Genomic DNA, 24,274 nt, shown 5'->3' with positions numbered 1-24,274 from the left:
CTGCCAAGGCTCGCTATCCGCGAACGCGGTAGCCGACGCCGCGAACCGTCTCGATCAGGTCCGAAGAGTCGCCCAGCTTGGCTCGAATCTGCTGGACATGCACGTCCACCGTACGAGAGCCGCCGTCAAAGTCCCAGCCCCAAACGCGCTGGAGCAATGTCTCGCGAGAGAACACGACTCCCGGCGAGCGCATCAAGAACTCGAGAAGGTCGAACTCACGCATGGTGAGGCTCAGGGGCTTGCCGTTGACTGTTGCCTCGCGACGGTCGGGCCACAGGACCACATCGCCCACCGCAAGCTCCTCCTGGCCATTGTTGGACCCGTCGCGACCAGCTCGGCGCAAGAGCGCACGCGTGCGGCTGACCATCTCCATCATCCCGAAGGGCTTGGAAAGGTAGTCGTCGGCGCCGGAGTCAAGGGCCCGAACCTTGTCAAGCTCGGAATCCTTGGCGGTAAGCATCATTACCGGAACGCGCGAGAGACCTGGGGTCTTTCTGATGCGCGCCAGAACCTCAAGGCCATCGACGTCAGGAAGCATGATGTCAAGAAGGACCGCGTCGGGGCGGCGCTCGGCGCAAGCGCGACGAAACTCGGCGTCGTCTACGCAGCCCTTGGCGTCAATGCCCGCCTGGTTGAGCGCATAGACGGTAAGCTCGCGAAGGTTCTTGTCGTCCTCGACGTAGTAAACCAAGGTCACCTCGAATCTCCCATCGTGCGGCCCCTGTACGATCCAGTCGCACGGAAAATTGCCCAGTCTGCGATGCTCTGGGCATGGTCTCCCGTGCGCTCGTAATACTTGGCGATGGTGAGCAGCTCAGGAGCCACATCCGCCGCGTCGTCGTCACGCTTCAGGAGGTCGACGACGAGTTTGCGGGTCTTCTCGAACAAGCGGTCGAGGCTGTCGTCCATTGGAAATACGCTCTCGGCGACGGCGACGTCCTTGCTCTCGAAGGCAGAGATCGCTCGCTCTACCATCGTAGCAGCTTGCTCGGCCAGCTGTCCCAACTCCTCCGAAAGCGAGCTGCCGCAGATGCCGGGAAACTCAAGGCAGAGCAGGGCGGTCTCGTAGGCCATCTCGTCGATGCGGGAGAGGTCTCCGACGGCACGGAACGACGCCGTGACCAACCGAAGGTCGCTCGCAAGCGGCTGTTGCAGAAGCATGAGGCTCATGCAGGAGTCCTCGATGGAGCGCGTAAGCCGTTCGGCCGCAACGTGGTCGTCCTTGACCTCAGTCGCCGCATCGAGATTGTTGTCCGCAATGGCAGAGCCGGTGGCGCGGATGTCCTCAACCACTCCTCTGCCCATGGCGAGCACATGACCGTCAAGCTGCTTGATTTGCTTCGTGTATGCGCTTCTCGTCTTCATACTATCCAAACCTTCCTGTGAGGTAGTCTTCGGTGCGCTTGTCCTTAGGCGCCGAGAAGAGCTCCGCCGTCGGGCCTTCCTCGATGAGGTCTCCCAAGTAGAAGAAGGCGCATCGGTTAGAAACGCGAGTTGCCTGCTGCATGTTGTGGGTCACAATGACGACCGTATGCTCTTTGGCGATGCCCAAGATCAGCTCCTCGATGAGCCCCGTGGAGATGGGGTCCAGAGCAGACGTCGGCTCGTCCATCAGGAGCACGTCCGGGTCAACGGCAAGCGCGCGAGCAATGCACAGGCGCTGCTGCTGACCGCCAGAAAGAGACAAGCCAGAGTGGTCGAGCTTGTCCTTGACCTCGTCCCAAAGGCCAACGCCCTTTAGGGTCGTCTCGACGATCTCGTCGGTCTCGTCCTTCGTTGGCTTGCCCATCATGCGAACGCCATAAACGACGTTGTCATAGATGGACAGCGGGAAAGGGTTCGGACGCTGGAATACCATGCCAACGCGTCGCCTGAGCTCGTAGACGTCCATAGTCTTGTAGACGTCCTCGTCGCCTAGAAGGACCGTTCCCTCCACACGACAATCAGGGATGCGGTCGTTCATCCTGTTGAGGCAGCGAAGAAGCGTCGACTTCCCGCAGCCGGAAGGACCAATGAACGCCGTCGCCATGCCGGCTGGCATCTTGAGCGAGACGTCGTGCAGCGCGTGATGCTCGCCATAGAACAAGTTGATGTTCTTGACCTCCATGGAGAGTGCCATTATCCAAACCTCCCCGTAAGGTAGTCCTCAAGTCTCTTGTCCTTGGGCGTGTTGAAGAGCTCGGACGTTGGGCCAAACTCGACCATCTCTCCCAAGAGGAAGAAGGCGCAGCGGTCAGAGACGCGCGCGGCCTGTTCCATGTTGTGGGTCACGATCACGACGCAGATGCCCTTGGAGGACATGTCACGAATCGTGTCCTCAATCGCGAACGTGGCAATGGGGTCAAGCGCCGAGCAAGGCTCGTCCATCAGCACGACGTCCGGATGGAGCGCCAAGGTTCGGGCGATGCAAAGGCGCTGCTGCTGGCCGCCGGAAAGCGCGTAGGCCGACTTGTTGAGCTTGTCTTTGACCTCGTCCCAGATTGCGGCCGCCTCAAGGCTCTCCTGGACGCGCTGGTCAAGCTCGTCCTTGTTGGACATCCCATGGCGGCGAAGGGCAAACGCGATGTTCTCGTAGATTGACTTGCGGAACGGGTTTGGCTGCTGGAACACCATGCCCACGTGGCGCCTGAGCTGGAACGTGTTGTAGGTGCTGTTGTTGATTTCGTCTCCGTGGTAGAGAATCGAGCCGCCGATGACGCAGCCAGGTATCTCGCGGTTCATGAGGTTGATGCAGCGCAAGAAGGTCGACTTGCCGCAGCCGGAAGGACCGATAAGCGCGGTAACCGTACCCTCGTTGAAGTAGAGGGAGGTCTCCTTGAGGGCGCGCTTCTTGCCATAGTCAACCGTGACGTCGGTGGTCTTGATTAGATTCTCACTCATTCGGCGGTCATCTTCCTCTCCATGACACGCCCAACGATGCGGGCGATGATGTTGAAGGCAAGGACCGACACCATGAGGACGGCTGCGGTACCTGCGGAAACAGCCGCAAGGTCGGGCACGACGCCCTCGGAGTTGATCTTCCAGATGTGGACGGCAAGCGTCTCGGCGGGGCGGAAGATGTTCAACGGGTTGGAAAGGCTCGTGATTGGAGCGCTCCAGTCGAGGGCGGGAGCGGACTGCCCGGCAGTGTAGATGAGCGCTGCCGCCTCGCCAAAGACGCGCCCTGCAGACAGGATGACGCCGGTCACAATCGCGGGCATGGCGGCGGGAATCAGGATATGAACCGTTGCCTCCCAGCGAGTGAGGCCAAGTGCCAGCGCTGCGTCGCGCTGCTCGCGCGGCACCGCTTCGAGCGCCTGCTGAATCACGCGCACCAGGATTGGGATGTTGAACATCGTGAGCGCCAAGGCGCCAGAGAGAATCGAGAATCCCCAGCCAAACTGCAGCACGAACACCAGCATGCCAAACAAGCCGACGACAATCGATGGCAGCGAGGAAAGCGTCTCGATAGCGGTCTTCGCGATGTTCGTGAAGCGACCCTCCGGAGCGTATTGGGTCAGGAAGATCGCGGCTCCAAGCGACAGCGGAAGCGAGATCAAAAGCGTAAGCACCAGCAGATAGAAGGAGTTGAAGATCTCGGGGCCGATGCCGCCGCCAGCCTTGAACTGCTCGGGCTTAGCCGTAAGGAAGTGCGCGTCGAAGAGCTTGTAGGCGCCAGAGCCCACGATAAAGACGATGATGACGACCAAGCCGAGCATGATGGCGCCGACGAGGCACGCCAAGATCACCGTCGCGACCTTGTCCTGCTTGCGAGCAGCCTTGGTCGACTTTGTCGCCTGAAAGGACGACGAGCCCTTCTCGGCAGTCTTTTCGCTAGTCATTGCGGGCCTCCCCCTTCTTTCCAACGAGATGTACCAGAAGGATGAAGACCAGAGACATCACGAGAAGCACCAAGGCGAGCGACCAGAGGACGTCGTTGTAGACCGTGCCCATGGTCTCGTTGCCCATGCTCATGGTGATCATGGACGTGAGCGTGGACGCAGGGGTGACAAGGCTCGTCGGCATGGCGGCTGCGTTGCCGATGACCATCTGAACGGCAAGCGCCTCGCCAAACGCGCGGGTCATGCCCATGATGATGGCGGTCAGGATGCCAGGAAGCGCAGACGGAAGCACGACGTGGGTGATGGTCTGCCAGCGGGTGCAGCCAAGGCCGTATGAGCCGTCGCGGTAGGAATCCGGGACTGCGGCCAGGGCATCGGTTGAGAGCGAGGTGATGGTCGGCAAGATCATGACTGCAAGGACGATTGAGGCGGACAGGATGCCGTAGCCGGTTCCTCCTGCCCACGAGCGCGTCCAGGGAACGATGATGTTGAGGCCGACAAGGCCGTAGACGACGGACGGGATGCCGGTGAGCAACTCGACCATCGGACGGAAGACCTTGCTGCCGAATGTGGGCTGAATCTCCACCACAAAGATTGCGCTGCCAAGGGCAAACGGAAGCGCAAACAGGCACGACAGAAGCGTAACGCAGAACGAGCCAGCGATCATGGGCAGGGCTCCCACGAGAGGCACGCCATTGGCATCATTCTGGTGCGGGTTCCACACCGTGCCACCGAAGAAAGACGAGAGGGGCACCCCGTCAGCATAAAACGTTGCAAGTCCACGCGAGCACACCATAAAGATAAGCGTGATAACGAGGATGATTACAAGGGTGACGCAGGCGCCCGTGATGGCACGCCCACGTCGTTCGATGGACCCCTTTGTTTTCTCTTTCGCCATGGCTTAGAGGTTAGTGACGTTGCCGTCAGCGTCGCGGGAGACCTTCATCCCAGAAATGGGGATGTAGCCGTTCTCCTCGACGAGAGAGCCCTGAACCTCGTCGCCCAGCATGTAGTCGATGAATGCCTGAGTGGCCTCATCCGGATCAGAAGAAGTGTACATGTGCTCGTAGGCCCAGATGGTCCAGTCGTTGGTCTCGACATTCTCGGCCGTAGGCTCGACGCCGCCCACCTTGAGGGCCTTGAAGGTGTCGGCAAAATAGGAGAACGCGAGGTAAGAGATTGCGCCGGGGGTCTGGGCAATCATCGTGGCGACAGTGCCCGAAGAGTCCTGCTCCTGCGGGGTGAAGTCAGAGGGGACCTCCTCGCCGCGAAGGACGGCGTTCTCGAAGGTCGCGCGGGTACCGGAGCCGGAGGCGCGGTTGATAACGACGATTTCCTCGTCGGCGCCGCCGACCTCAGACCAGTTAGTGACCGTGCCGGTGAAGATGTCGCGGAGCTGGTCGAGGGTCAAGTCGTCAACGGTAACGTCGGTGTTGACCACGGGGCCCATTCCCACGACAGCAACCTTGTTATCGATGAGCTTGCTCGCATCGTCGGGGTTGTCGAGCTTCTCCTCGGCGAAGACGTCGGAGTTGCCAATCTGGACAGAGCCCTGGGCGATCTGCGTAATGCCCTGGCCGGAGCCGCCGCCCTGAACCGTAATCTGGACGCCGGGCTGCTCGGTCATGAACTGCTCGGCAGCAGCCTCAACGAGAGGCTGGAGGGCAGTGGAGCCAACGGCGGTGATGGAGCCAGAGAGCTGCGTTTCTGAGCTGGAGCTATCCGAGCTGCTGTCGGTAGTGGAGCTGCTGTCGGAGCTGGAGCCGCCGCAAGCGGCCAGGCCGAGGCCGGCGAGAACGGTGGCGGAGGCACCCGCGAGGGACAGGAACTGACGACGTGAAACTGAGCGTGACATGCTTCTCCTTCCAAAGGATCCGGCCCGCCTCCCCTTTTATCAACAGTCGGCTTCTCTTCAGCCTTCTGGAGACGAACCTTTGTCATCTCGAATGCTAGAAGCCACTTGAAGACCGCACGGCGCGCTGGGCCATCCATTACGGGACTCTGACTGCGCCTTACCAGCTGTTTACATTGGTGTAAAGAAACGGTAAAGCACGAGGTCAGGTGTGTAATACGGTTGCGCCCTGCCGCGCTGCGCTGCTGTCGCGGCGCGCCGGCATAAGCCCAAACAACGCGCCATCGCCCCTGCCGCTGCCAGGCTGTGCGACTTCTGATGCCCGGACGACGGGACGCGTGCTGCCGCTGCCAGGTTGCGCGACCTCTGATGCTGGGACGACAGGACGCGTGCTGCCGTGCCAGGTTGCGCGACCTCTGATGCTTGGCGCTGGCAAGTTGCGCGACCTCTGATGCGCGGACTGGCAAGTTGCGCGACCTCTGATGCGCGGACTGCCAGGTTGCGCGACCTCTGATGCCGCAAAAGTCGCGCAACTTGGCGGAGCGCCATTGTGTGGGGCTGCCGAAAATTTGGTGCGGCCCGAAGTGTGGGGCGCACTTCTCGCCCAGCCACTCTAGCTGGGGATTCTCCGGCTCCCCCATCCCATCGTGCGAATCGTGGCGAGACGCAACGGGCGACTCCCGCGTTGTGTGGGGCTTCTCGCCCCCGTCGTGGGCTTCTGGCGAGAAGCAATCTGCAAAGCCGCAGGTAGGGATATGGCACAAGCGCAGTAGCATCAAAGGCGGCCGCGCACAATGGAATAGGAGACCGAGAAGGGCCGCGCAGCCCCGCACGACGCGGTCCGCGACCTGCGAGGACGACACGGACCCCCGCACAATGAGCGGCGTCAATTCCGCGCAGGTCCGGCACAACGGGAGGAGGCTCGTCGGCTGACAGGCTCCGCGACCCCCACCGACGTCACAATAAGCAAAGGCGAGGAGATCTGGTCTGCAGAGGCTCCGCTTTTGCGCATAGTGCAAGATGGGAGTTCTTGTCCAGACTCATTTGCTTGGCTCTCGCAGACTGGCTTTTTGTTGTGTGGGCTGGCGCCGGAAGCCCGCCTCGCCACCGTTTCTGTCGCGAGGCCGTTTGCGCACCGCGGCAGCTCCCGACAAGAGAGACCGGAGCAAGTCACATGAAAAGTGATGGCCGTGTTGGGGAGATCATGGCGGTACTTACGCGATGGGCTGGCCATGATCGGCTAGTCATCGCACTCTCTATATATATAGCCGTATTACGAAACTTCAGATTCTGGCGTGACAGGTGCCTGCCAAGTTATGCGACCTCTGATGCTGGGCGCTGCCAAGTTGCGCGACCTCTGATGCTCGTTTTGCCAAGTTGCGCGACCTCTGATGCCGCACCTGCCAACTTGCGCGACCTCTGATGCCGCAAAAGTCGCGCAACTTGGCAACGGCCCGTTGTGTGGGGCTGCTGCTTCGTTGTGTGGGGCTGCTGCTTCGTTGTGTGGGGCTGCGGCTTCGTTGTGTGGGGCAACGCCCTGTTGTGTGGGGCTGCGGCTTCGTTGCGTGGGGGCAGCGACGGCGTCGTGTGGGGCTGCGGCTTCGTCGTGTGGGGCTGCGGCTTCGTTATGTAGGGAGCGCCAAAGCTGAAACGATGGCGCAGGACGCCCAAAACAACCGTTCATCCGCAATAACCTACCGTTCGTCGGTGCAAAAAAGCAAAAGTGACGAGATTGTTAAGTACCTTGACAATTTTTTCAAGGTACCTAGTATTTTTTCCGAACACTAGTAGGCAATTTATAGGGAGGATAGATGGAACTGAATGCGGAACGTCGCGCCTCAACTCGGTGCGACAGCCGCTGGCGGGCGCCGGACCACCCAGAAGAAAAGGCCGGGCCCGAAACGCGAATCCTTGTCGACCTGACGTACTTCGGCCACTTCCTTCACATCCACGCAGGAGGCCGAAGCGGAAAGCAGCACTTGCTCATCAGGCTTCTCAAGCAGGGAGGCACGCTCCCCCAGCGAGCACTCCAAGACACCGTTCCCGTAAGCTCGGCAGCGCTGTCCGAAACGCTCACGAAGCTAGAGTCCGAAGGGCTCATCGAGCGGAAGCGCTCCGAGCAAGACCGCCGCCAGCTTGACGTGCGCCTCACCGAGCGCGGCCGCGAAGAGGCCATTCGGTGCCAGAAGCAAAAGGAAGCATTTAGGAAGGATGCCATGAGCGTGTTTACGGATGACGAGCTCAACGAACTCGCCGACCTTCTCGACCGTCTGGCAGACCACTGGGAAATCATCGAGATGGGAGAGAAGGCGATGCAGCAATGAGCGAAGAATCACAGTCGTCAATGACGGAGACAGAGAAGAAGCTCGAAGATAAGTTTGGTTCAAGCAGCACGCTGCCCGACTACAGTCTCAAAGAGATCATTCACATCATCGGGCGCTCGCTGCGCGAGTACAAAAAGCCCGCAATCGCAACTCCCCTGCTGGTAATCGGCGAGGCAGTCATCGAATGCATGATCCCTCTTGCCACGGCGCTGCTCATCAACCAGATCGATGCGGGCGCCGATATCTCAGGCGTCGCGTCTAACGGCATGATCTTGATCGTGCTCGCGCTCTTGTCTCTCTTCTTTGGCACCGCAGCAGGCGTAACGTGCTCGACCGCATCCGCCGGCCTTGCCAAGAACCTGAGGCATGACCTGTTCCACAGGATCCAAGGCTTCTCGTTCTCGAACATCGACCGCTTCTCTACCAGCTCGCTGGTCACGCGCCTCACGACCGACGTCACCAACGTGCAGCAGTCGTTCATGATGACCATTCGCACCGCCGTCCGCGCGCCGCTCATCGCCATCATCGCAATCATCATGGCGTTCATCAGCGGCGGCCCCATGGCTGCGTTCTATATCGTCGTGGCGTTTTTCCTGGGCTTTGTGCTCTATAAGATCATCTCGATCTGCTCGCCCATCTTCAAGAGCCTCTTCCGTAAGTACGACGCCCTGAACGACTCCGTCGAGGAGAACGTCTCAGGCATCCGCGTGGTCAAGTCCTACGTCCGCGAGGACTACGAACAGGAGAAGTTCAACCGCGCGTCCGGAAACCTGTTCAAGGACTTCTGGAGCGTCGAGCGAATCATGGCGTGGCTGTCGCCTACCATGACCCTGGCAATCGATGCCATCTACCTGTGCGTCATCTACTTTGGCTCCCAGACGATCGTGACCTCTCAGGGCCAGCTCATGGGAGTCGGCCAGCTTTCCGCGCTCATCACCTACGGCTTCTCGATGCTCATGAGCCTCATGATGCTCTCGCAGATCTTCATCATGATCACCATGGCCGAGGAGAGCGCCCGCCGCATCTGCCAGGTGCTCGAGGAGAAGAGCGACCTCGCCAACCCCGAGAACCCCCTCACCACCATCGAGGACGGCTCCATCGACTTTGACAACGTGAGCTTCTCGTACTCCAAGCATGCTGAGCGCCAGGCGCTCGACAATATCAGCCTGCACATCAAGAGCGGAGAGGTCATAGGCATCATCGGCGGCACCGGCTCATCCAAGTCGACGCTTGTCCAGCTGATCCCGCGCCTCTACGATGCGACCGAGGGCACCGTCAAGGTGGGCGGCCACGACGTGCGCGAGTACGACCTCGACACCCTGCGCGGCGAGGTGGCCATGGTGCTTCAGAGAAACGTGCTGTTCTCGGGCACGATCAAGGACAACCTGCGCTGGGGCAACCCAAACGCGACCGACGAGCAGCTGCTTGAGGCATGCAAGCTCGCGCAGGCCGACGAGTTCATCCAGCAGTTCCCAAAGAAGTACGACACCTGGATCGAGCAGGGAGGAACCAACGTCTCGGGCGGGCAGAAGCAGCGCCTCTGCATTGCCCGCGCACTTCTGAAGAACCCGAAGGTGCTGATCCTGGACGACTCCACCAGCGCCGTCGACACCAAGACCGACAAGCTCATCCGCGAAGGCTTTAGAAGCTACATCCCCGAGACCACCAAGATCATCATCGCGCAGCGCACGAGCTCGGTTGAGGACGCGGATCGCATCATCGTCATGAAGGACGGCCACATCGACGCCATCGGCACTCACGAGGAGCTGCTGCGCACCAACGACATCTACCGCGAGACCTACACCACCCAGAACAAGCAGTCTCACGACGAGAAGATGGAGAGCATGAGCCGCGGAGAAGACCAGAAGGAGGACAGCAATGAGTGACGAAACCCTGAACGAAAACGCCCGGGAGGCCCAGCCCCAGGAGTCACAGGCCCCGCAGGCGGACGTCGCCAAAAAGGAAGCCCCCAAGGCAGCTGCCGCTGACTCCACAACCGCCCCGAAGGACAACTCCCGCGGGCACGGCGCGCGCAATCCTGGCAAGACGTTCTGGCGCACCGTCAAGATGGTCTATGGCTACTATCCCGTGCAGGTGACCGTGCAGGTCATCTGCATCGTCGTGGCCGCCGTCATGGCGTCTCTGCCGTCTACGTTCATGCAGCAGGCCATCGACGTGGTGGAGCAGCTCATGGACTCAGGCGACTGGGCAGCCGCACAGCCGCAGATCGCAAGCATCACCATCTCGCTTCTCATCTGCTACGTGATCGGAATCGTGTGCACCATCGCCTACACGCAGCTGGGCGCCCTCATCACCCAGGGCACGCTCCGCAAGGTCCGCGACGAGATGTTCGACCACATGGAGAGCCTGCCGATACGCTACTTTGACACCAACAAGCATGGCGACATCATGTCGCACTACACCAACGACGTCGACACCCTGCGCCAGTTCATCGGCCAGGCAATCCCGCAGCTGATCACGATGGTCTCCGCGGTGCTCTCGGTGCTCGTCATCATGCTGTGGTACTCCATCCCCCTGACGCTCGTGGTCCTGGCAATGGTCGTCATCATGATCATTGCGACCCGCATCTTGGGCGGAAAGTCCGCGCACTACTTCTTGGCTCAGCAGCGCGCCATCGCCGCCGAGGAGGGCTTTGTCGAGGAGGCCATGAACGGCCAGAAGGTCATCAAGGTCTTCACGCACGAGAAGGCCACCGAGACCGACTTTGACCGCGTGAACGAGGAGCTCTTCGAGGCGTCCCGCAAGGCCAACACCTACGGCAACGTCCTTGGTCCCATCCTGATGAACACGGGCAACCTCGCCTACGTGGTGGTCGCGCTTGCCGGCTGCGGCTTTTTGACCGCAGGCATCGCCAACCCCTCGATTTCGGGCATGGCGCTGTCGATTTCCATCGTCGTTCCGTTCCTGAACCTGACGAAGCGCTTCGCTGGCTCCATCGGCCAGGCGTCCCAGCAGATCAACTTCGTGGTCATGGGCCTTGCAGGCGCCGAGCGCATCTTTGACCTCATCGACGAGCCCAGCGAGACGGACAATGGCTACGTCACGCTCGTGAACGTCCGCAAGGACGAGAAGGGCGAGCTTGTCGAGTGCGACGAGCGCACCGACCAGTGGGCATGGAAGCACCCGCACCATGACGGCACCGTCACCTACACGCCGCTCGCCGGAGACATGCGCCTGTTCGACGTAGACTTCGGCTACACCCCAGACCATACGGTGCTTCACGGCATCTCGCTCTATGCCAAGCCCGGGCAGAAGGTGGCCTTTGTCGGCGCAACGGGCGCGGGCAAGACGACCATCACAAACCTGCTGAACCGCTTCTACGACATCGCCGACGGCAAGATTCGCTACGACGGCATCAACATCAACAAAATCAAGAAGGGCGACCTGCGCCGCTCCCTCGGCATGGTTCTACAGGACACGAACCTCTTCACCGGCACAGTTATGGACAACATCCGCTATGGAAGGCTTGACGCCACTGACGAGGAATGCATCGGCGCAGCAAAGCTCGCCGGCGCAGACAGCTTCATCAGGCGCCTGCCCGACGGATACCAGACGATACTCACGTCCAACGCCGCACAGCTTTCGCAGGGCCAGCGCCAGCTGCTCTCCATCGCGCGCGCCGCTGTGGCCGACCCGCCCGTCATGATCTTGGACGAGGCGACGTCGTCCATCGACACGCGCACGGAGCAGATCGTCCAGAAGGGCATGGACGCCCTGATGTACGGTCGCACCACGTTCGTGATCGCGCACAGGCTTTCGACCGTGCGCAACTCCGATGTGATCATCGTGCTTGACCACGGCCGCATCATCGAGCGCGGCACGCACGACGAGCTGATTGCCAAGAAGGGCACCTACTACCAGCTCTACACCGGCGCATTCGAGCTCGAGTAGAGCCGTAGCATCCAGGTCCTTAGAAGGCGCAAGGGCCCCTCGCGAGCAGCGACCTGCTCGGGAGGGGCCCTTTTTGTACGAGAGGCGCTTGCTTCGGGACGCGAGGCGAAGAGCCACCCAAGAGGCCTCCGGGCAGGCTATCGGCGCGACCGGCGCGCGAAGAGCTCCCAGAACGCAACGGCAGACGACGCCGCGACGTTGAGGGAGTCGACCCCGTTCGACATCGGAATGATTACCGTACGGTCCATGACGTCAAGCGTCTGCCGCGAGAGCCCATAGCCTTCGCAGCCAAAGAAGAGCGCGCATGCATCCGCGTCGAGCGAGGCATCGTCAATGGGCAGGGCGTCCTTCTCGAGGGCCATGCCATAGCATGGCATCCCATGGCCGTGGAGCTCTTGGACAAGATCGCCTGGCCAGGCGTCCGCAGAGACAGTCGCCCAGGGCACCTGAAAGACCGTTCCCATGGAGACGCGCACCGCACGACGGCTAAGCGGGTCTGCGCAGCGCGGCGAGAGCAGCACCGCGTCGGCTTGCAAGGCCGCGGCAGAGCGAAAGACCGCGCCGACGTTGGTCACGTCCACAAGGTCCTCGAGCACGGCGATGTGTCGGGCGCCCTCGAGAACCTCCCCCATCGGCATAGGGCGCGGCCTGCGCATGGCGCAAAGCAGGCCGCGGTTCACGTTATAGCCCGTGAGCTGCTCCATCTTGTCGTGCGGAAGCACGTAGACCGGGCATCCCGCGCGCTCAAAGAGCTCTGCGCCAGAGGCGAGCCTGGAGTTGTCCACGAGGAAAGAGAGCGGCTCGATGCCAGCGTCTAGGGCCACCTCGATCACAATGCGCGATTCGGCGATGAGAATGGCCTTCTCAGGCTCGAGCTTGTTTCTGAGCTGGCGGTCCGTCAGCCTCATGTAGGGGTCTAGGCGCTTGTCGGAAAGATTATTGATTTGGATAAGGTTCATACCTGAGTTCCTTTGTTGCTTTTCGGCAGACGAACGGCATTACCGCGTGGGCGTAGCGACCGCCCTGCGCTACTATAGGCATCCAATGGAAGAATTTGGGGTGCGGTTGCCCTGATAAAGGAAAGACATCCAAAACATGGCAAAAACGAACAGCGGAGCGCATTTTTCCACAAATCCGGACAACGTCGAAGAGAAGAAGCCAGCCCACCATGGGCGCGGGCCAATTGTTGCGGTCATTGTCATTCTCGTGATACTTGCGGTCGTCTATTTTGGCGGTGTCGTCTACTTCAGCAACTACTTCATGCCCAACACGACGCTCGATGGCACCGACGTCTCGCTTGAGAGCGCCGCATCCGTCGGAGAGACGCTCATCTCCACCAAGGTTGCGGGCTGGAGCCAAACGGTTGAGGGAGACGGGCTGACGCTCTCCTACACGGCCGACGACATTGGCCTTGCCTACGACGGCGCGAGCGCGGCCTCAGATGCCATAGCGCAGCAGAACCCCTGGGCATGGCCCGTTGAGATCTCCGGATCCCGCACCCTCACGACGCAGGACAGCTCTACATACGTGAGCTACGACGCCGACAAGCTCTCGTCTCTCGTCACGACGGCCGTCTCGGATGCCGCCGGCGCAGAGACCACAAGCGCCGCTGCCGCAATCACCTACAACGAGGAGACCCAGCAGTATGAGACCTCCGTAAGCGCCCTTGCCAGCCGCATCGACACCGACGCCCTCACAAGCTATCTGGACCAAGAGATCAGCGCGCTGGAGACCGCCGTCACGCTGGATGAAAGCGTTCTGATGGACGGCTCGAGCATACAGAACGCCGTGGACCAGGCAAACGCGCTCCTTGAGCCCACCATCACGCTGACCCTTGCGGGAACCACCGTCACGACCGTCGACGCCTCGCTCATCAACCAGTGGATCACGATTGGAGACGACCTCTCCGTGACCCTCAACCAGGACGCCATCACCACATGGGCAAAGGGCGACCTCTCCGAAATGACCGACTCCTACCAGACGGAGCGCACCTACACGCGCCCGGACGGCGTCACCGAGACCGTCGTTGGCGGCGCAGGCGCTTATGGCTGGTCGATCAACGGCGAGGAGACCGCCCAGGACATCTACAACGACATCACCTCAGGCACCTCCGAGACCCTCGAGATGCCCTGCTATTCGACCGCCTATAGCTACAATCCCGGAGGACAGGACTGGTCGAACCACTACATCGACGTCGACATCTCTGACCAGCACGCCATTTTCTTCGACACCGATGGCACCGTCCTGTGGGAGGCTGACATCGTCAGCGGCCAGCCGAGCCTTGGCCACGACACCACACAGGGGGTCTGGACCATCACCAACAAGGAGAGCCCCTCCACGCTGATTGGCCCCAACGACGAGAGCGGCAACCCCTCGTGGGTCAGCAACGTCGACTTCTGGATGGGCGTCGTCGGCAACTTGATGGGCTTTCACAACGCACCGTGGCGCTCGAGCTTTGGCGGCGACATCTACCTGTACAACGGAAGCCATGGATGCATGAACCTGAGCTACGATGACGCCGAGAAGCTCTACTCGCTCTGCGAGGTCGGCGACGTGGTCGTAATCCACGAGTAGCGATTAGCATAACGGCGCAAAGAAAGTCCCCCGCTTTTTGGCGGGGGACTTTCTGTTTGGGAGCGCATTGTGAGACAGACCAGGCCCTGAAGGAGCCGCCGGCCAGCTACCGACGACGGCCACGGCTTCCGCGACCACCACGGCCACCGGTGGGCATCTGACCGCCCATCCCCATGTTGCGCATCATGGCCTCCATCTGGCGACGCTGCTTTCTCGAGCCTCCGCCGGCGTTGGTCATCTGGCGCATCTTGCCCATCATCTTGTTCATCTCGCTCCACTGCTTGATGAGCTGGTTCACCTCTTGGACGCTGCGACCAGATCCCTGGGCGATGCGCTTTCTGCGCTGGCCGTTGATGATCTTTGGCCGGGCGCGCTCCTCCTTGGTCATGGAGTGGATCATCGCCTCGATGCGGTCCATCGACTTCTCGTCCACGCCGCCCTGCTGGGCCATCGCTCGCTCGCCGCCAGGAAGCGAGCCGATGATCTTGGCCAAGCCGCCCATCTTGCGGATCTGCTGCATCTGGTTGAGCAGGTCGTCCATCGTGAAGCCCTCGCGCAGCATGCGCTCGGCTGCGTCGATCTGCTCCTGGTCGGCGACCTTCTCGGCCTGCTCGATGATGCCGTAGACGTCGCCCATGCCCAGGATGCGCTTGGCCATGCGGTCGGGATGGAAGACTTCCAGCGAGTCGGGCTTCTCGCCCATCGAGACGAACTTGATGGGCTTGCCGGTGACGGCGCGCACCGAGAGGGCGCCGCCGCCGCGCGCGTCGCCGTCGAGCTTGGAGATGATCACGCCGTCGAAGTCGGTGCGCTCGGCGAACTCAGAAACAACGTTCACAATGTCCTGACCGGTCATGGCGTCGACGACCATCAGGATCTGATCTGGCTTGACCGCGTCCTTGATGGCGACGGCCTCCTGCATCATCTCTTCGTCAATCTGCAGGCGACCGGCGGTGTCCACGATCACGATGTCGTTCATGTGGCTTACGGCCTCTTGGATGGACTCCTTGGCCACGCGCACGGCGTCCTTGCCGTCGCCGCGATAGACCGGCACGCCGATCTCTTTGCCCAGCGTCTCGAGCTGGTCGGCAGCGGCGGGGCGATGGGTGTCGCAGGCCGCGAGCAGCGGAGAGTGGCCCTGTCCCTTCAGCAGGTATGCGAGCTTGGACGCGGCCGTCGTCTTGCCTGAGCCCTGAAGGCCCACGAGCATGATCACGTTGGGCGTGCGGTTCTGCGCAAGCACGAGCTTCGACTCGGTGGACCCCAGAAGCTCGGTCAGCTGGTCAAGCACGATGCGCACGACGTTTTGCGCCGGCGTCAGCGAGTCGAGGACGTCGGACTCGAGGCACTTCTGCTTGCACTCAGCCACAAAGTCCTTGACCACGCGGTAGTTGACGTCGGCCTCGAGAAGGGCCATGCGAATCTCGCGCATGGCGAGCGCAATGTCGTCCTCGGTGAGCTTGCCCTTGCCGCGAAGCTTGTCAAAGGTGTCCTGAAGGCGGTCGGAGAGGCTGTTGAACATTCGTTATTTCCCTTCGCCTACGAGCGCGCGGCAGAAATCCAGCGCGTCGAATGATTGCAGGTCGTCTATGGACTCCCCCACGCCAATGCGGTAGATGGGAAGGCCAAGCTGCTCTGAGATGGCAACGGCGATGCCTCCCTTGGCAGTGCCGTCAAGCTTGGTCACGATGAGCCCGTCGAGGTCGAGCGCGGAGTTGAACTCCTTTGCCTGGTTAAGTCCATTCTGCCCGGTCGTGGCGTCAATAACCAGCACAACCGTCACGGGCATCGTGGCGCGCTTGCGGGTGACGTTGACGACCTTGGCAAGCTCGCGCATGAGGTCGGACGACGTGTGCAGGCGGCCCGCGGTATCGATGAGCGTGAGCTGGGTGCCCTCGCGCTCGGCGCGCTCCACAACGTCGTAGCAGACGCTTGCGGGGTCGGCGCCTCGCTCGCGCGTGACAACCTCCACGCCCGCGCGCTTTCCCCATACCTCAAGCTGCTCGATTGCGGCGGCACGGAAGGTGTCGGCGCCGCCAATCAGGCATGACTTGCCTTCGTTTTTCGCCACGCCGGCAAGCTTGCCAACCGTGGTGGTCTTGCCTGCGCCGTTGATGCCCACAAACACCACGCATGACGGCGTGTCCTCGAAGGGGTCGCGGTCCGATGCCGGAAACTCCTGCGCCAGGCGCGTCGCCAGCGCGTCGCGCAGCTGCGGGGCGCGGGTGAGGTTCTCGCGGGCTGCCTGCTCCCTCAGGTCGTCGGTCACGCGCATGGCCAGCTCTCCGCCCATGTCGCCCATCACGAGCGTGTCCTCGAGGTCTTCCCAGAACTCCTCGTCAACCTCTCCGCCCATGTAGAAAATCTCGTTTAAGGCCTCGCGAGAGCGGGAGAGGCCGCTCTTGAGCTTGTCAAAAAGACCCATCACGCATCAACCACCTTTCCTGTCGCTCTATCCAAGCGCTGCGATATCACATGGCTCACGCCGTCCGCCTGCATGGAGACGCCGTAGAGCACGTCCGCCTGCTCCATCGTACGCCGCTGGTGGGAGATGACGATGAGCTGGGTAGTTTCCTTCAGCTGCTCGATGGCGTCAAGCAGCCTCGAGAGGTTCGAGTCGTCAAGTGCGGCCTCGACCTCGTCAAACACGTAGAACGGCACGGTGCGCGTCTTGTACACGGCGAAGAGAAGCGCAAGCGCCGTAAGCGACTTCTCGCCGCCAGACATCAGCATCATCTTGGTGATGCGCTTGCCGCGAGGCTGCGCCACAATCTCGATGCCAGTCTGGTCGGGATGGTCGGGGTCGGTCATCTCAAGGTGCGCGTGACCTCCCGGGAAGAGCATCGAGAAGATCTGCCCGAAGTTCTCGTTGACCTTGTCGTAGGTCACCAAGAAGCGCCGGCGCATCTTTCTGTCGATGGTGGCAGAGATCTTGGAAAGCGAGCGACGTGCGCTCTCAAGGTCTTCCACCTGTTCGTTTATGTAGTCAGCACGCTCCTTGAGGCGCATGTACTCGTCCATGGCGACCTCGTTGACGGGACCGATGGAGTCAAGCTGCGCCTTCAGCTGCTTTACCTCGCGCTCCGCCGCCTCGCGGTCGTCTGGCGCAGGAAGCTGGAGCGCGTCGTCGAGCACGGCGCCCGTCGCCGTGATTGCGTCGATGGCATTTTGGACCTGCACCTCAAGGCGGCCGAGCTCGACCTTCACGCCGCTCGCTACGTCCTTGGCTCGAGAAAGCTCGGAGTTTGCGGAGTTTACGGCCTCCTTGGCGTCGCTGATCGTCTTCTTGAGCGACTCGGAGTCTGCCTCGGCCAAAGAGGCGCGGTCCTTCAGGCGGGCGGCCCATACAAGAGCGCGCTCATGGATTGCGTCGTAGCGATCGTGGAGGGGGTCGACGCGCAGGCGCACCACCTCGAGGGCGCGCGAGCTGTTCTCGGTCGCCTCAATGCGTTTGGCGAGGTCATGCTCGCGTCTGGCGAGGTCATGCTCGCGAGTCTCAAGGTTCTTGGTGCGCTCCTTTGCCTGGGCAAGCTCGACCTTTGCGTCGCCAAGCTCATGATTCGCCTTGCCTTGCGCGCGCACGGCCTCGTCGTGCTGGTCGGAAAGCTCAGCGAGGCCCGAGGAGAGCTCCTCCGCGCGCTTGGTGGCCGCCTCAGCAGCTGCACGATGGGTCTGAATGCTCTTCTTTGCGTCAGCCGCCTTCTCGGCAGACTTGGCACGCTGAGAGGAGACCTGCGCGCGCTCGTCGGAAGCGCGACGACGCTGGCCTTCGAGCCGGCCAATCTCCTTGGTGAGCGAGGAGAGCTCGCCCGAAAGACGCGCGACCTCTCCCTTTGCTGACGCCGCGGCGTCACGGGCAGCAGAGAGATCCGCCTCGCGCTTCTCGGCTGCGGCCGTTGCCTCGGAAAGCTCGGACTTGAGCGATTCAAGCCCCTCGGTCAGCGCCCTGATGCGGCGCTTGCGCTCGAGGGCGCCCGCCTCTGAGGTCGGCGCGCTTCCAAGCACGCAGCGGCCATCGGGAAGGACGGTAACTCCCTCGGCCGTGACGTACGTGAGCGCAGGGGCCGCCTTGTGAGCAGAGAGCGCCTCGTCAACGCTTCCCACAAGCCGCACGTCGCCCAGAAGCGCCCCGAGCACCGCTCGGGCGTCGTCAGCAATGCGCAGGTGGTCGACGAGTGGCTCTCCCGGCGCGTCGGCAGGCGCTTGCGCGAAGGGAACGTCGCGCGCGACGACCGTGGCGCGCCCCTCAACCTTCTTGAGCGAGGCGGCCGCGTTTGCCACGGAGGAGACGGACTGCTCGTCGGCAACGACAAGCGCGGCGAGGTCATCTCCCAAGAGGTGCTCGACAAGCGCCTCCATCTGGGGGTCGGCGTCGATGAGGTCGGCAAGGCGGCATTCCACGAGGCTGCCCGAGTCTCCGGCGACAAGGGCAGCGGCGAGCGGGCTTGCCTTCTCAACCTCGGCATCTACGGCCTTGAGGGCGGTCAGCGTCGCCTCTGAAGACGACAGGCGAGCTCGGGCGTCCTGCTCGGCCTTGCGGGCCGACTGGAGCGCGGGCTGCGCCTCTGCGATTTTTGCCGCGATCATCTCGACGCGCTCGTGCGCGTCGGCGAGCGACTTCTCAAGGGCGTCCTTGCGCTCGCCGCGCTCGGCTAGGGCCTTCTCAGAGGTCGCGACGGTCCTCTCAAGCTCGTCGAGGCGGCTTTGGAACATACCGTCCTCGACCTCCGAGTTAGAGATCTGGCTCTCGAGCTTAGCCGAGGCGAGCGTCTCTCGGTCCGCCTCGGAGCGAGCCTTGCGCTCATCGGTCCTGCGGCGCGTGAGGGTCTCCTCAAGCTCGCGGCGGCGCTTGGAGGCCGCATGGGCCGTTTCGGAAAGCTCGCTGACGCGCTGCTCGAGCTCGCGCGAGCGAACGCGGGCGTCTGAGAGCTCGCCCGACACGCGCTCATGGTCGGCAGCGACGTCAGAGCGCTGCTTCGACATGGTTGAGAGCTGCATGCGCATCTCTGACAGCCGGTCGACCATGTTCTTGCCCTTTTCCTCAAGCAGGCGCATGTCGGCGTCCATGCGCTCGAGGATGCTCTGCATGCGGCGGCGCTGCTCGCCAAGGTCTCCAACGAAAAGGCCTTTCTGCTCGAGCAGCGACTGGTATTTCTCGAGGTCCGCGCTCTTCTCGTCATAGCGGTACTGCGCGAGCTCGATGGCCGCGTCCGCCTCGCGCCCGCGCGCCGAAAGCTCGCTGTAGCGCTTCTGGAGCTGCCGAAGGTCGTCCACCGCAAGCTGGGTCGTGAGCTCGGAGAGCCGGTCGCTCACGTCGGCGGCGCGCTTTGCGCGGTCAACCTGGCGCTCGAGAGGCTTGAGCTGGCGCGAGATTTCGCGCGAGACGACCTTTGCACGCGAGAGGTTCTCGTCCATCGATGCAAGCTTCTTGGCGCTGCGCTCCTTGCGGCGGCGGTGCTTTGAGATGTCGGCGGCCTCCTCGATAAGAGAGCGGCGCTCTTCGGGGCGGCTCTGCAGCACGGCGTCGAGCTTGCCCTGGCTGATGATCGAGTGCGTGTCCTTGCCAAGGCCTGAGTCGTGCAGGATGTCCTGCACGTCCATGAGCCGCGAAGGCGCGCCATTGATCAGGTATTCAGACTCGCCAGATCGATACATCCTACGGGTGATGCCTACCTCGGAGAAGTCGATGGGCAGCGTGTGATCGGAATTGTCGAGCACAAGGGTGACCTCGGCCACGCCAACTGGCTGCCTCGCAGAGCTGCCCGAGAAGATGACATCCTCCATGGCCTGGCCGCGGAGCATCTTTGCGCTCTGTTCGCCAAGAACCCAGAGGATTGAATCGGAGACGTTGGACTTGCCCGATCCATTTGGGCCTACGACGACATTCAGGCCTGGGTCAAAGACCATGGTCGTCTTGTCGGCAAACGACTTGAAGCCCTTGAGAGTGAGCGACTTCAGATACACAGGTCAGGCACGCCTTTCGTAGTGGTTTGTCTACTGCTCGTCGAAGTCTTGCGAGTCCTCGACGGCACCGTCGTCTGTGGTCCCGTGCTTGCCTGCCTGCAGGCGCTCAAGGGCATCGAGCGCCGCCGCGGTCTCGGAGCCCTTCTTCGATGAGCCCTTGCCGCGACCGATGCGGCGGCCGTCGACGAGCACGACCGAGGTGAACGTTGGGTCATGCGCAGGGCCTTCCTCGGCGACGAGCTTGTACTCGGGAGCGCAGCGCAGGTCGCGCTGCGTGACCTCTTGCAGGCGAGATTTTGGGCTGATGGGGCGCTCGGCAAGCTTTGGCGAGATGTGCGGGAAGACGGTCTCCATCACAAAGCGATGGGTCTCGTCATAGCCAGCGTCAAGATAGAGCGCGCCAACGATCGCCTCGTAGACGTTCTCGAGCGCGGAATGCATGCCGCGGGCCCCCGTGCCCTTCTCAGACTCGCCGACAATGATCAGGGGGCCAATGCCGAGGTCCCCCGCCACCTTGGACAGCATCTCTCCCGAGACGAGCGAGATCTTGAGCCGCGTAAGCTCGCCCTCGTCCATCTGCGGGAAGCGCTCGAACACCTCGGTGGCGATGATGGCGCCAAGGATGGAGTCGCCCAAGAACTCAAGCCGCTCGTAGGACGCAGAAACAGGCTTGCCCTCGACGGCTGACGGGTGGGTGATTGCAGAAGTTATGAGATCGCGATTGGCGAACTTGTGCCCGCAAATGCGCTCGACCTCGGCGATGCGTTCGGATGTCTTCAATGATGAGACCTGCCTACTTTGCAGCCTCGATGGCGTTCACGGCATCGGAGACGGTCGCGATCTTCTCGAGGGACTCGTCGTCGAAGGTCAGGTCAAACTCGTCCTCGAGGGCAGTGACCAGCTCAAGAAGGTCAAAGGAATCGGCCCCGAGATCCTTGAACGACGTGGTCTCGTCAATCTTCTTGTCGCTAGAAAGGCCGAGGGTCTCCTTGGTTATCGAGATGACCTTCTCGACGATCTCGCTGCGATCCATGGTTCCTCCCTGTGTGAATGCCGCAAACGCGGCGAGGCTGCACGAAATATGCGCGACGGCCTTGCTTGGTCACGCCGCGCTTCATTAAACAATAGTACCCGTTCACGCCTCCTCGGCGCAGGCAGCGGCAATCTTGCCGCACAGATTGCCACGAACCGCTCGAGCGCACATGAGCGTCCCCGCGCAGACAGCGTCCGAGCTCGTGTTGCCATGCCCCTTCACGACGGGCGCCTTGAGGCCCAGAAGAACAGCGCCGCCGTAATCGTCTCCCGAGAGGTCGCTCTTGAGCCCCTTGAGCGTGGGCGAAAGCAGGTAGGCGCCCATGGCCGAGCGCTTGGAGTTGGCGACTGAGGTCTTGAGGGTCTTCAAGAAAAACTTGGCGGTCCCCTCAATCGACTTCAAGGCAACGTTGCCCGTGAAGCCATCCGTCACGATAACGTCGAAGGTGCCGGCGAGAAGGTCGGTGCCCTCGGCGTTGCCTGCAAAGCCGCAGTTGGCGTTTGCCAGCGCTTCATGGTAGGAGATGGCGAGCATCGATCCCTTGGTGTCCTCGCTGCCATTGCACAACAGGCCGACCTTGGGGTCTTCGACGCCCATGACGACCTCGGAGTACGCACGCCCCATCTGCGCAAACTGCACGATCACCTCGGGCTTGACGTCGGCATTTGCCCCCACGTCGAGAAACACGGTTCCGCTGCCCGTAGGAGATGGGGTCGCAAGGGTGAGCGCGGGCCGCTTGATGCCCTTGATGCGACCAATGCCAAAGGTGGCCGCGGTGAGGACGGCTCCGGTAGAGCCTGCGGAGAACAGTCCGTCGGCCTCCCCCGCCTTGACGGCGCCGCAGGCGCGGACTATCGAGGCGTCCTTCTTGTGGCGCACTGCGTTAGTAGGATGCTCGGACATCGAGATGACCTCGGTGGTCGCGAGCGCGCTGGCGCGGTCGTGGTCCTTTGCGAAGGGCTCCACGACGTCGGCTGCGCCGGCGAGGAGCACCTTGAGGTCAGAGTCCTTCTCGAGAGCCTTTGCGACGCCCTCAAGAAGAACGGGGGGCTCCTTGTCTGAGCCCATGACATCAACGCAGATGGTGGTCATTTCTCCCCCTATTGACAGGACGCCCGAAGCGCGTCGCCAAAGCATAAGTCAAAGCCCGGACGATTGGCCTGCTTCGGTCTTGTCGCCTGCTTCCCACTTCCCGCTTGTTGAGTCCGGGATAGAAGACCCGCCAAGCCAGGAAGCGCATACCGGCCAAAACTGACTTCAAAAGAAAAAAGGAGGTCGACCCAAGAAGGGACCGACCTCCCAGGCCATGTGCAAGTCGTGAGGGCTACTCGGTAACGACGACCTCGCGGTCCTTGTAGTAGCCGCAGTTGGGGCACACGTGATGCGGGAGCTTAGGAGCGCCGCAACGCGGGCACACGGAACGAGCCGGCATGGCGACCTTGCTATTTGCGGAACGACGGGTATGCGTGGCGCCGCGGCCCTTCTTTTGCTTAGGAACTGCCATCTTTGAACCTCTCTTGACTCTTCGTGACGTCCTGCCTCGCGCGCCAGGACGGCCTAACCAAAAATCATGCGTTGATGACTATACCACGCATGGAAGGGTTTTGGCGAGATTGTCAATATCTTCATGCCTTGTCCGAAGAGCCGCCGGCAGCGCGCTCGACGCCAGGGTTATCAGCGCTTTCGGAGTCCGCAGCGTCATCGTCGTCAAGCTTGAGGTTTGCGAGAACGGCGAAGGGGCTCGACTTCAGGCGATCCTCCTCCATCTGCGCCGCGTGGCCGCAGTCCACCTCGTTCAGATTTGCTCCGCAGACGGGGCAGAGGCCCTTGCAGTCGGGACGACATAGAACCACAAACGGTGTCTCCATGATAAGGGCCGCCTGCAGCGCCCCGGAAAGATCGATGGTGTGGTCGGGCGAGACGAGCGAATAGTCCATCTCGTCCTCGTCGTCGGAAAGGTCCTCTTCGGCAGGCTCTTCGAACAAGAAGTACTCGTCTACCTCGCCGTTAATGTCAAACTCGGCGTCCTCGAGGCAGCGGTCGCAGGTGCCCACAACGTGCGTCTTGAGCATGCCCGTCGCAAGGATTCCCTCCCCTGCGTTTGTGAGCACGAGGTCATAGTCGATCCCCTCGGGAAGCTTGAAGTCATGCTCGCCCAGCGAATAGCCCTCTTCGTCGAGGTGGCCGACAAGAGGCAGCGTGTCACCCGCCTCGGCGAGGCGCTCATCAATTGGAAAGATGACTGACTGCATGGCGCTACCAAGGAACGTTGTTCGTGGTGTTGCGAGGACCGGAGTTCTCGTCGAGCGTCTGGCGCACGCGCGTGACCGAGCTGGTGATTGACTTGAGGTTATCCTCGAGGTGGGCAAGCACGGTGTCGGCGTACTCCTCGGCGTTGTAGCGGGTGTCTCGCTCGTACTGCTCGGCCTGATCGCGGATGTTGTCAGCCTGCTGCTGAGCAAGGCGGACGACCTCCTGGTCGCCAGCAAGGATCATTGCCTGCTGCTGCGCGTCCGCAATGATAGAGTCGGCTTGCTGCTGAGCGCGGTCGAGCGTCTCCTGCTCCTCCTTGAGGATGCGGCGGGCGTCCTGAAACTCCTGCGGGAAAAGCCTGCGAATCTCGTCGAGAATCTCGTACACTTCCTGGGCGTCGACGATCTTCTTTTGACCGCCGCCCGTGAGCGGGGATTTAGCTTCATCCACCATCTGCTCGAGCTCATCAATCAGGCTCTCTATTTCCTCACCCGGCTGCATCCAGGTCTCCTTTCAAAGTTCGAGCCGATGCGCGCACCCA

General features: G+C 61.8%; 21 protein-coding genes. 4 read left to right on the top strand and 17 right to left on the bottom strand.

The window, feature by feature from the left end; genetic code table 11:
• Window positions 1–13: 13 nt before the first annotated feature.
• From ACOYJL_RS00235 to ACOYJL_RS00205, 7 genes are read right to left on the bottom strand one after another with little or no spacing between them, the layout of a single operon-like run.
• Window positions 14–697: a response regulator transcription factor gene (locus tag ACOYJL_RS00235; protein ID WP_433568188.1), complete on the bottom strand. Its 684-nt coding sequence runs from the start codon at window positions 695–697 to the stop codon at window positions 14–16.
• On the bottom strand, window positions 694–1,365 hold the full coding sequence (phoU, locus tag ACOYJL_RS00230; protein ID WP_433568187.1) for a phosphate signaling complex protein PhoU: 672 nt from the start codon (window positions 1,363–1,365) through the stop codon (window positions 694–696). Before phoU ends, ACOYJL_RS00235 begins: the two co-directional genes overlap by 4 nt.
• A 1-nt stretch (window position 1,366) precedes the next feature.
• Entirely contained in the window at window positions 1,367–2,119 is a 753-nt protein-coding gene (pstB, locus tag ACOYJL_RS00225; RefSeq protein WP_433568186.1) for a phosphate ABC transporter ATP-binding protein PstB, read from the bottom strand.
• The gene (gene pstB / locus ACOYJL_RS00220; protein WP_433568185.1) at window positions 2,119–2,880 is read right to left on the bottom strand and encodes a phosphate ABC transporter ATP-binding protein PstB; all 762 of its coding nucleotides are present in this window, start codon (window positions 2,878–2,880) and stop codon (window positions 2,119–2,121) included. The genes pstB (ACOYJL_RS00225) and pstB (ACOYJL_RS00220) overlap by 1 nt, the downstream gene beginning before the upstream one ends.
• Window positions 2,877–3,821, bottom strand: coding sequence for a phosphate ABC transporter permease PstA (gene pstA / locus ACOYJL_RS00215; protein WP_433568184.1), 945 nt, complete (start codon window positions 3,819–3,821; stop codon window positions 2,877–2,879). Before pstA ends, pstB (ACOYJL_RS00220) begins: the two co-directional genes overlap by 4 nt.
• Window positions 3,814–4,719 (bottom strand): phosphate ABC transporter permease subunit PstC, encoded by a 906-nt coding sequence (gene pstC, locus ACOYJL_RS00210; protein WP_433568183.1) that lies wholly within the window; start codon window positions 4,717–4,719, stop codon window positions 3,814–3,816. The genes pstA and pstC overlap by 8 nt, the downstream gene beginning before the upstream one ends.
• 3 nt (window positions 4,720–4,722) lie before the next feature.
• Window positions 4,723–5,676: a phosphate ABC transporter substrate-binding protein PstS family protein gene (locus tag ACOYJL_RS00205; protein WP_433568182.1), complete on the bottom strand. Its 954-nt coding sequence runs from the start codon at window positions 5,674–5,676 to the stop codon at window positions 4,723–4,725.
• Window positions 5,677–7,484: 1,808 nt separating this feature from the next.
• Here ACOYJL_RS00205 and ACOYJL_RS00200 point away from each other — a divergent pair.
• The 3 genes from ACOYJL_RS00200 to ACOYJL_RS00190 are packed head-to-tail and all read left to right on the top strand — an operon-like array spanning window position 7,485 to window position 11,909.
• Entirely contained in the window at window positions 7,485–7,997 is a 513-nt protein-coding gene (locus ACOYJL_RS00200) for a MarR family winged helix-turn-helix transcriptional regulator (RefSeq protein WP_433568181.1), read from the top strand.
• The gene (locus ACOYJL_RS00195) at window positions 7,994–9,883 is read left to right on the top strand and encodes an ABC transporter ATP-binding protein (RefSeq protein WP_433568180.1); all 1,890 of its coding nucleotides are present in this window, start codon (window positions 7,994–7,996) and stop codon (window positions 9,881–9,883) included. Before ACOYJL_RS00200 ends, ACOYJL_RS00195 begins: the two co-directional genes overlap by 4 nt.
• The gene (locus ACOYJL_RS00190; protein WP_433568179.1) at window positions 9,876–11,909 is read left to right on the top strand and encodes an ABC transporter ATP-binding protein; all 2,034 of its coding nucleotides are present in this window, start codon (window positions 9,876–9,878) and stop codon (window positions 11,907–11,909) included. Before ACOYJL_RS00195 ends, ACOYJL_RS00190 begins: the two co-directional genes overlap by 8 nt.
• Before the next feature lie 137 nt (window positions 11,910–12,046).
• On the opposite strand, the gene ACOYJL_RS00185 is transcribed toward ACOYJL_RS00190, so the two are convergent.
• Window positions 12,047–12,868, bottom strand: a complete 822-nt coding sequence (locus ACOYJL_RS00185; RefSeq protein ID WP_433568178.1) for a TrmH family RNA methyltransferase — start codon at window positions 12,866–12,868, stop codon at window positions 12,047–12,049.
• 136 nt (window positions 12,869–13,004) lie between these two features.
• Here ACOYJL_RS00185 and ACOYJL_RS00180 point away from each other — a divergent pair, with 136 nt between their 5' ends.
• A complete protein-coding gene (locus tag ACOYJL_RS00180) occupies window positions 13,005–14,483 on the top strand; it encodes a L,D-transpeptidase (protein WP_433568177.1) in 1,479 nt (492 codons plus the stop codon).
• 106 nt (window positions 14,484–14,589) lie between these two features.
• Here the strand turns inward: ACOYJL_RS00180 and ffh are convergent, their stop codons facing one another.
• The 9 genes from ffh to ACOYJL_RS00135 form a co-directional block, all read right to left on the bottom strand.
• Window positions 14,590–16,005, bottom strand: coding sequence for a signal recognition particle protein (ffh, locus tag ACOYJL_RS00175; protein ID WP_433568176.1), 1,416 nt, complete (start codon window positions 16,003–16,005; stop codon window positions 14,590–14,592).
• 3 nt (window positions 16,006–16,008) lie between these two features.
• On the bottom strand, window positions 16,009–16,908 hold the full coding sequence (ftsY, locus tag ACOYJL_RS00170) for a signal recognition particle-docking protein FtsY (RefSeq protein WP_433568393.1): 900 nt from the start codon (window positions 16,906–16,908) through the stop codon (window positions 16,009–16,011).
• Window positions 16,908–20,447 carry a chromosome segregation protein SMC gene (gene smc, locus ACOYJL_RS00165; RefSeq protein ID WP_433568175.1) on the bottom strand — a complete coding sequence of 1,180 codons (3,540 nt, stop codon included), beginning with the start codon at window positions 20,445–20,447 and terminating at the stop codon, window positions 16,908–16,910. Before smc ends, ftsY begins: the two co-directional genes overlap by 1 nt.
• 30 nt (window positions 20,448–20,477) lie before the next feature.
• The gene (gene rnc, locus ACOYJL_RS00160; RefSeq protein WP_433568174.1) at window positions 20,478–21,227 is read right to left on the bottom strand and encodes a ribonuclease III; all 750 of its coding nucleotides are present in this window, start codon (window positions 21,225–21,227) and stop codon (window positions 20,478–20,480) included.
• Between the two features lie 13 nt (window positions 21,228–21,240).
• A complete protein-coding gene (gene acpP, locus ACOYJL_RS00155; protein WP_433568173.1) occupies window positions 21,241–21,480 on the bottom strand; it encodes an acyl carrier protein in 240 nt (79 codons plus the stop codon).
• A 102-nt stretch (window positions 21,481–21,582) separates the two neighbouring features.
• Window positions 21,583–22,572 (bottom strand): phosphate acyltransferase PlsX, encoded by a 990-nt coding sequence (gene plsX / locus ACOYJL_RS00150; protein ID WP_433568172.1) that lies wholly within the window; start codon window positions 22,570–22,572, stop codon window positions 21,583–21,585.
• A gap of 232 nt (window positions 22,573–22,804) precedes the next feature.
• Entirely contained in the window at window positions 22,805–22,984 is a 180-nt protein-coding gene (gene rpmF / locus ACOYJL_RS00145) for a 50S ribosomal protein L32 (protein WP_433568171.1), read from the bottom strand.
• A 121-nt stretch (window positions 22,985–23,105) separates the two neighbouring features.
• Window positions 23,106–23,732, bottom strand: coding sequence for a YceD family protein (locus ACOYJL_RS00140; protein WP_433568170.1), 627 nt, complete (start codon window positions 23,730–23,732; stop codon window positions 23,106–23,108).
• A 4-nt stretch (window positions 23,733–23,736) separates the two neighbouring features.
• The gene (locus tag ACOYJL_RS00135; protein ID WP_433568169.1) at window positions 23,737–24,234 is read right to left on the bottom strand and encodes an ATPase; all 498 of its coding nucleotides are present in this window, start codon (window positions 24,232–24,234) and stop codon (window positions 23,737–23,739) included.
• Window positions 24,235–24,274: the final 40 nt, after the last annotated feature.

Origin of the sequence: Tractidigestivibacter sp. (assembly GCF_050946515.1) — a bacterium.
GTDB lineage: Bacteria > Actinomycetota > Coriobacteriia > Coriobacteriales > Atopobiaceae > Tractidigestivibacter.
The sequence above is the reverse complement of the archived record's forward strand: the minus strand, read 5'-3'. Positions and strand labels throughout refer to the sequence as shown.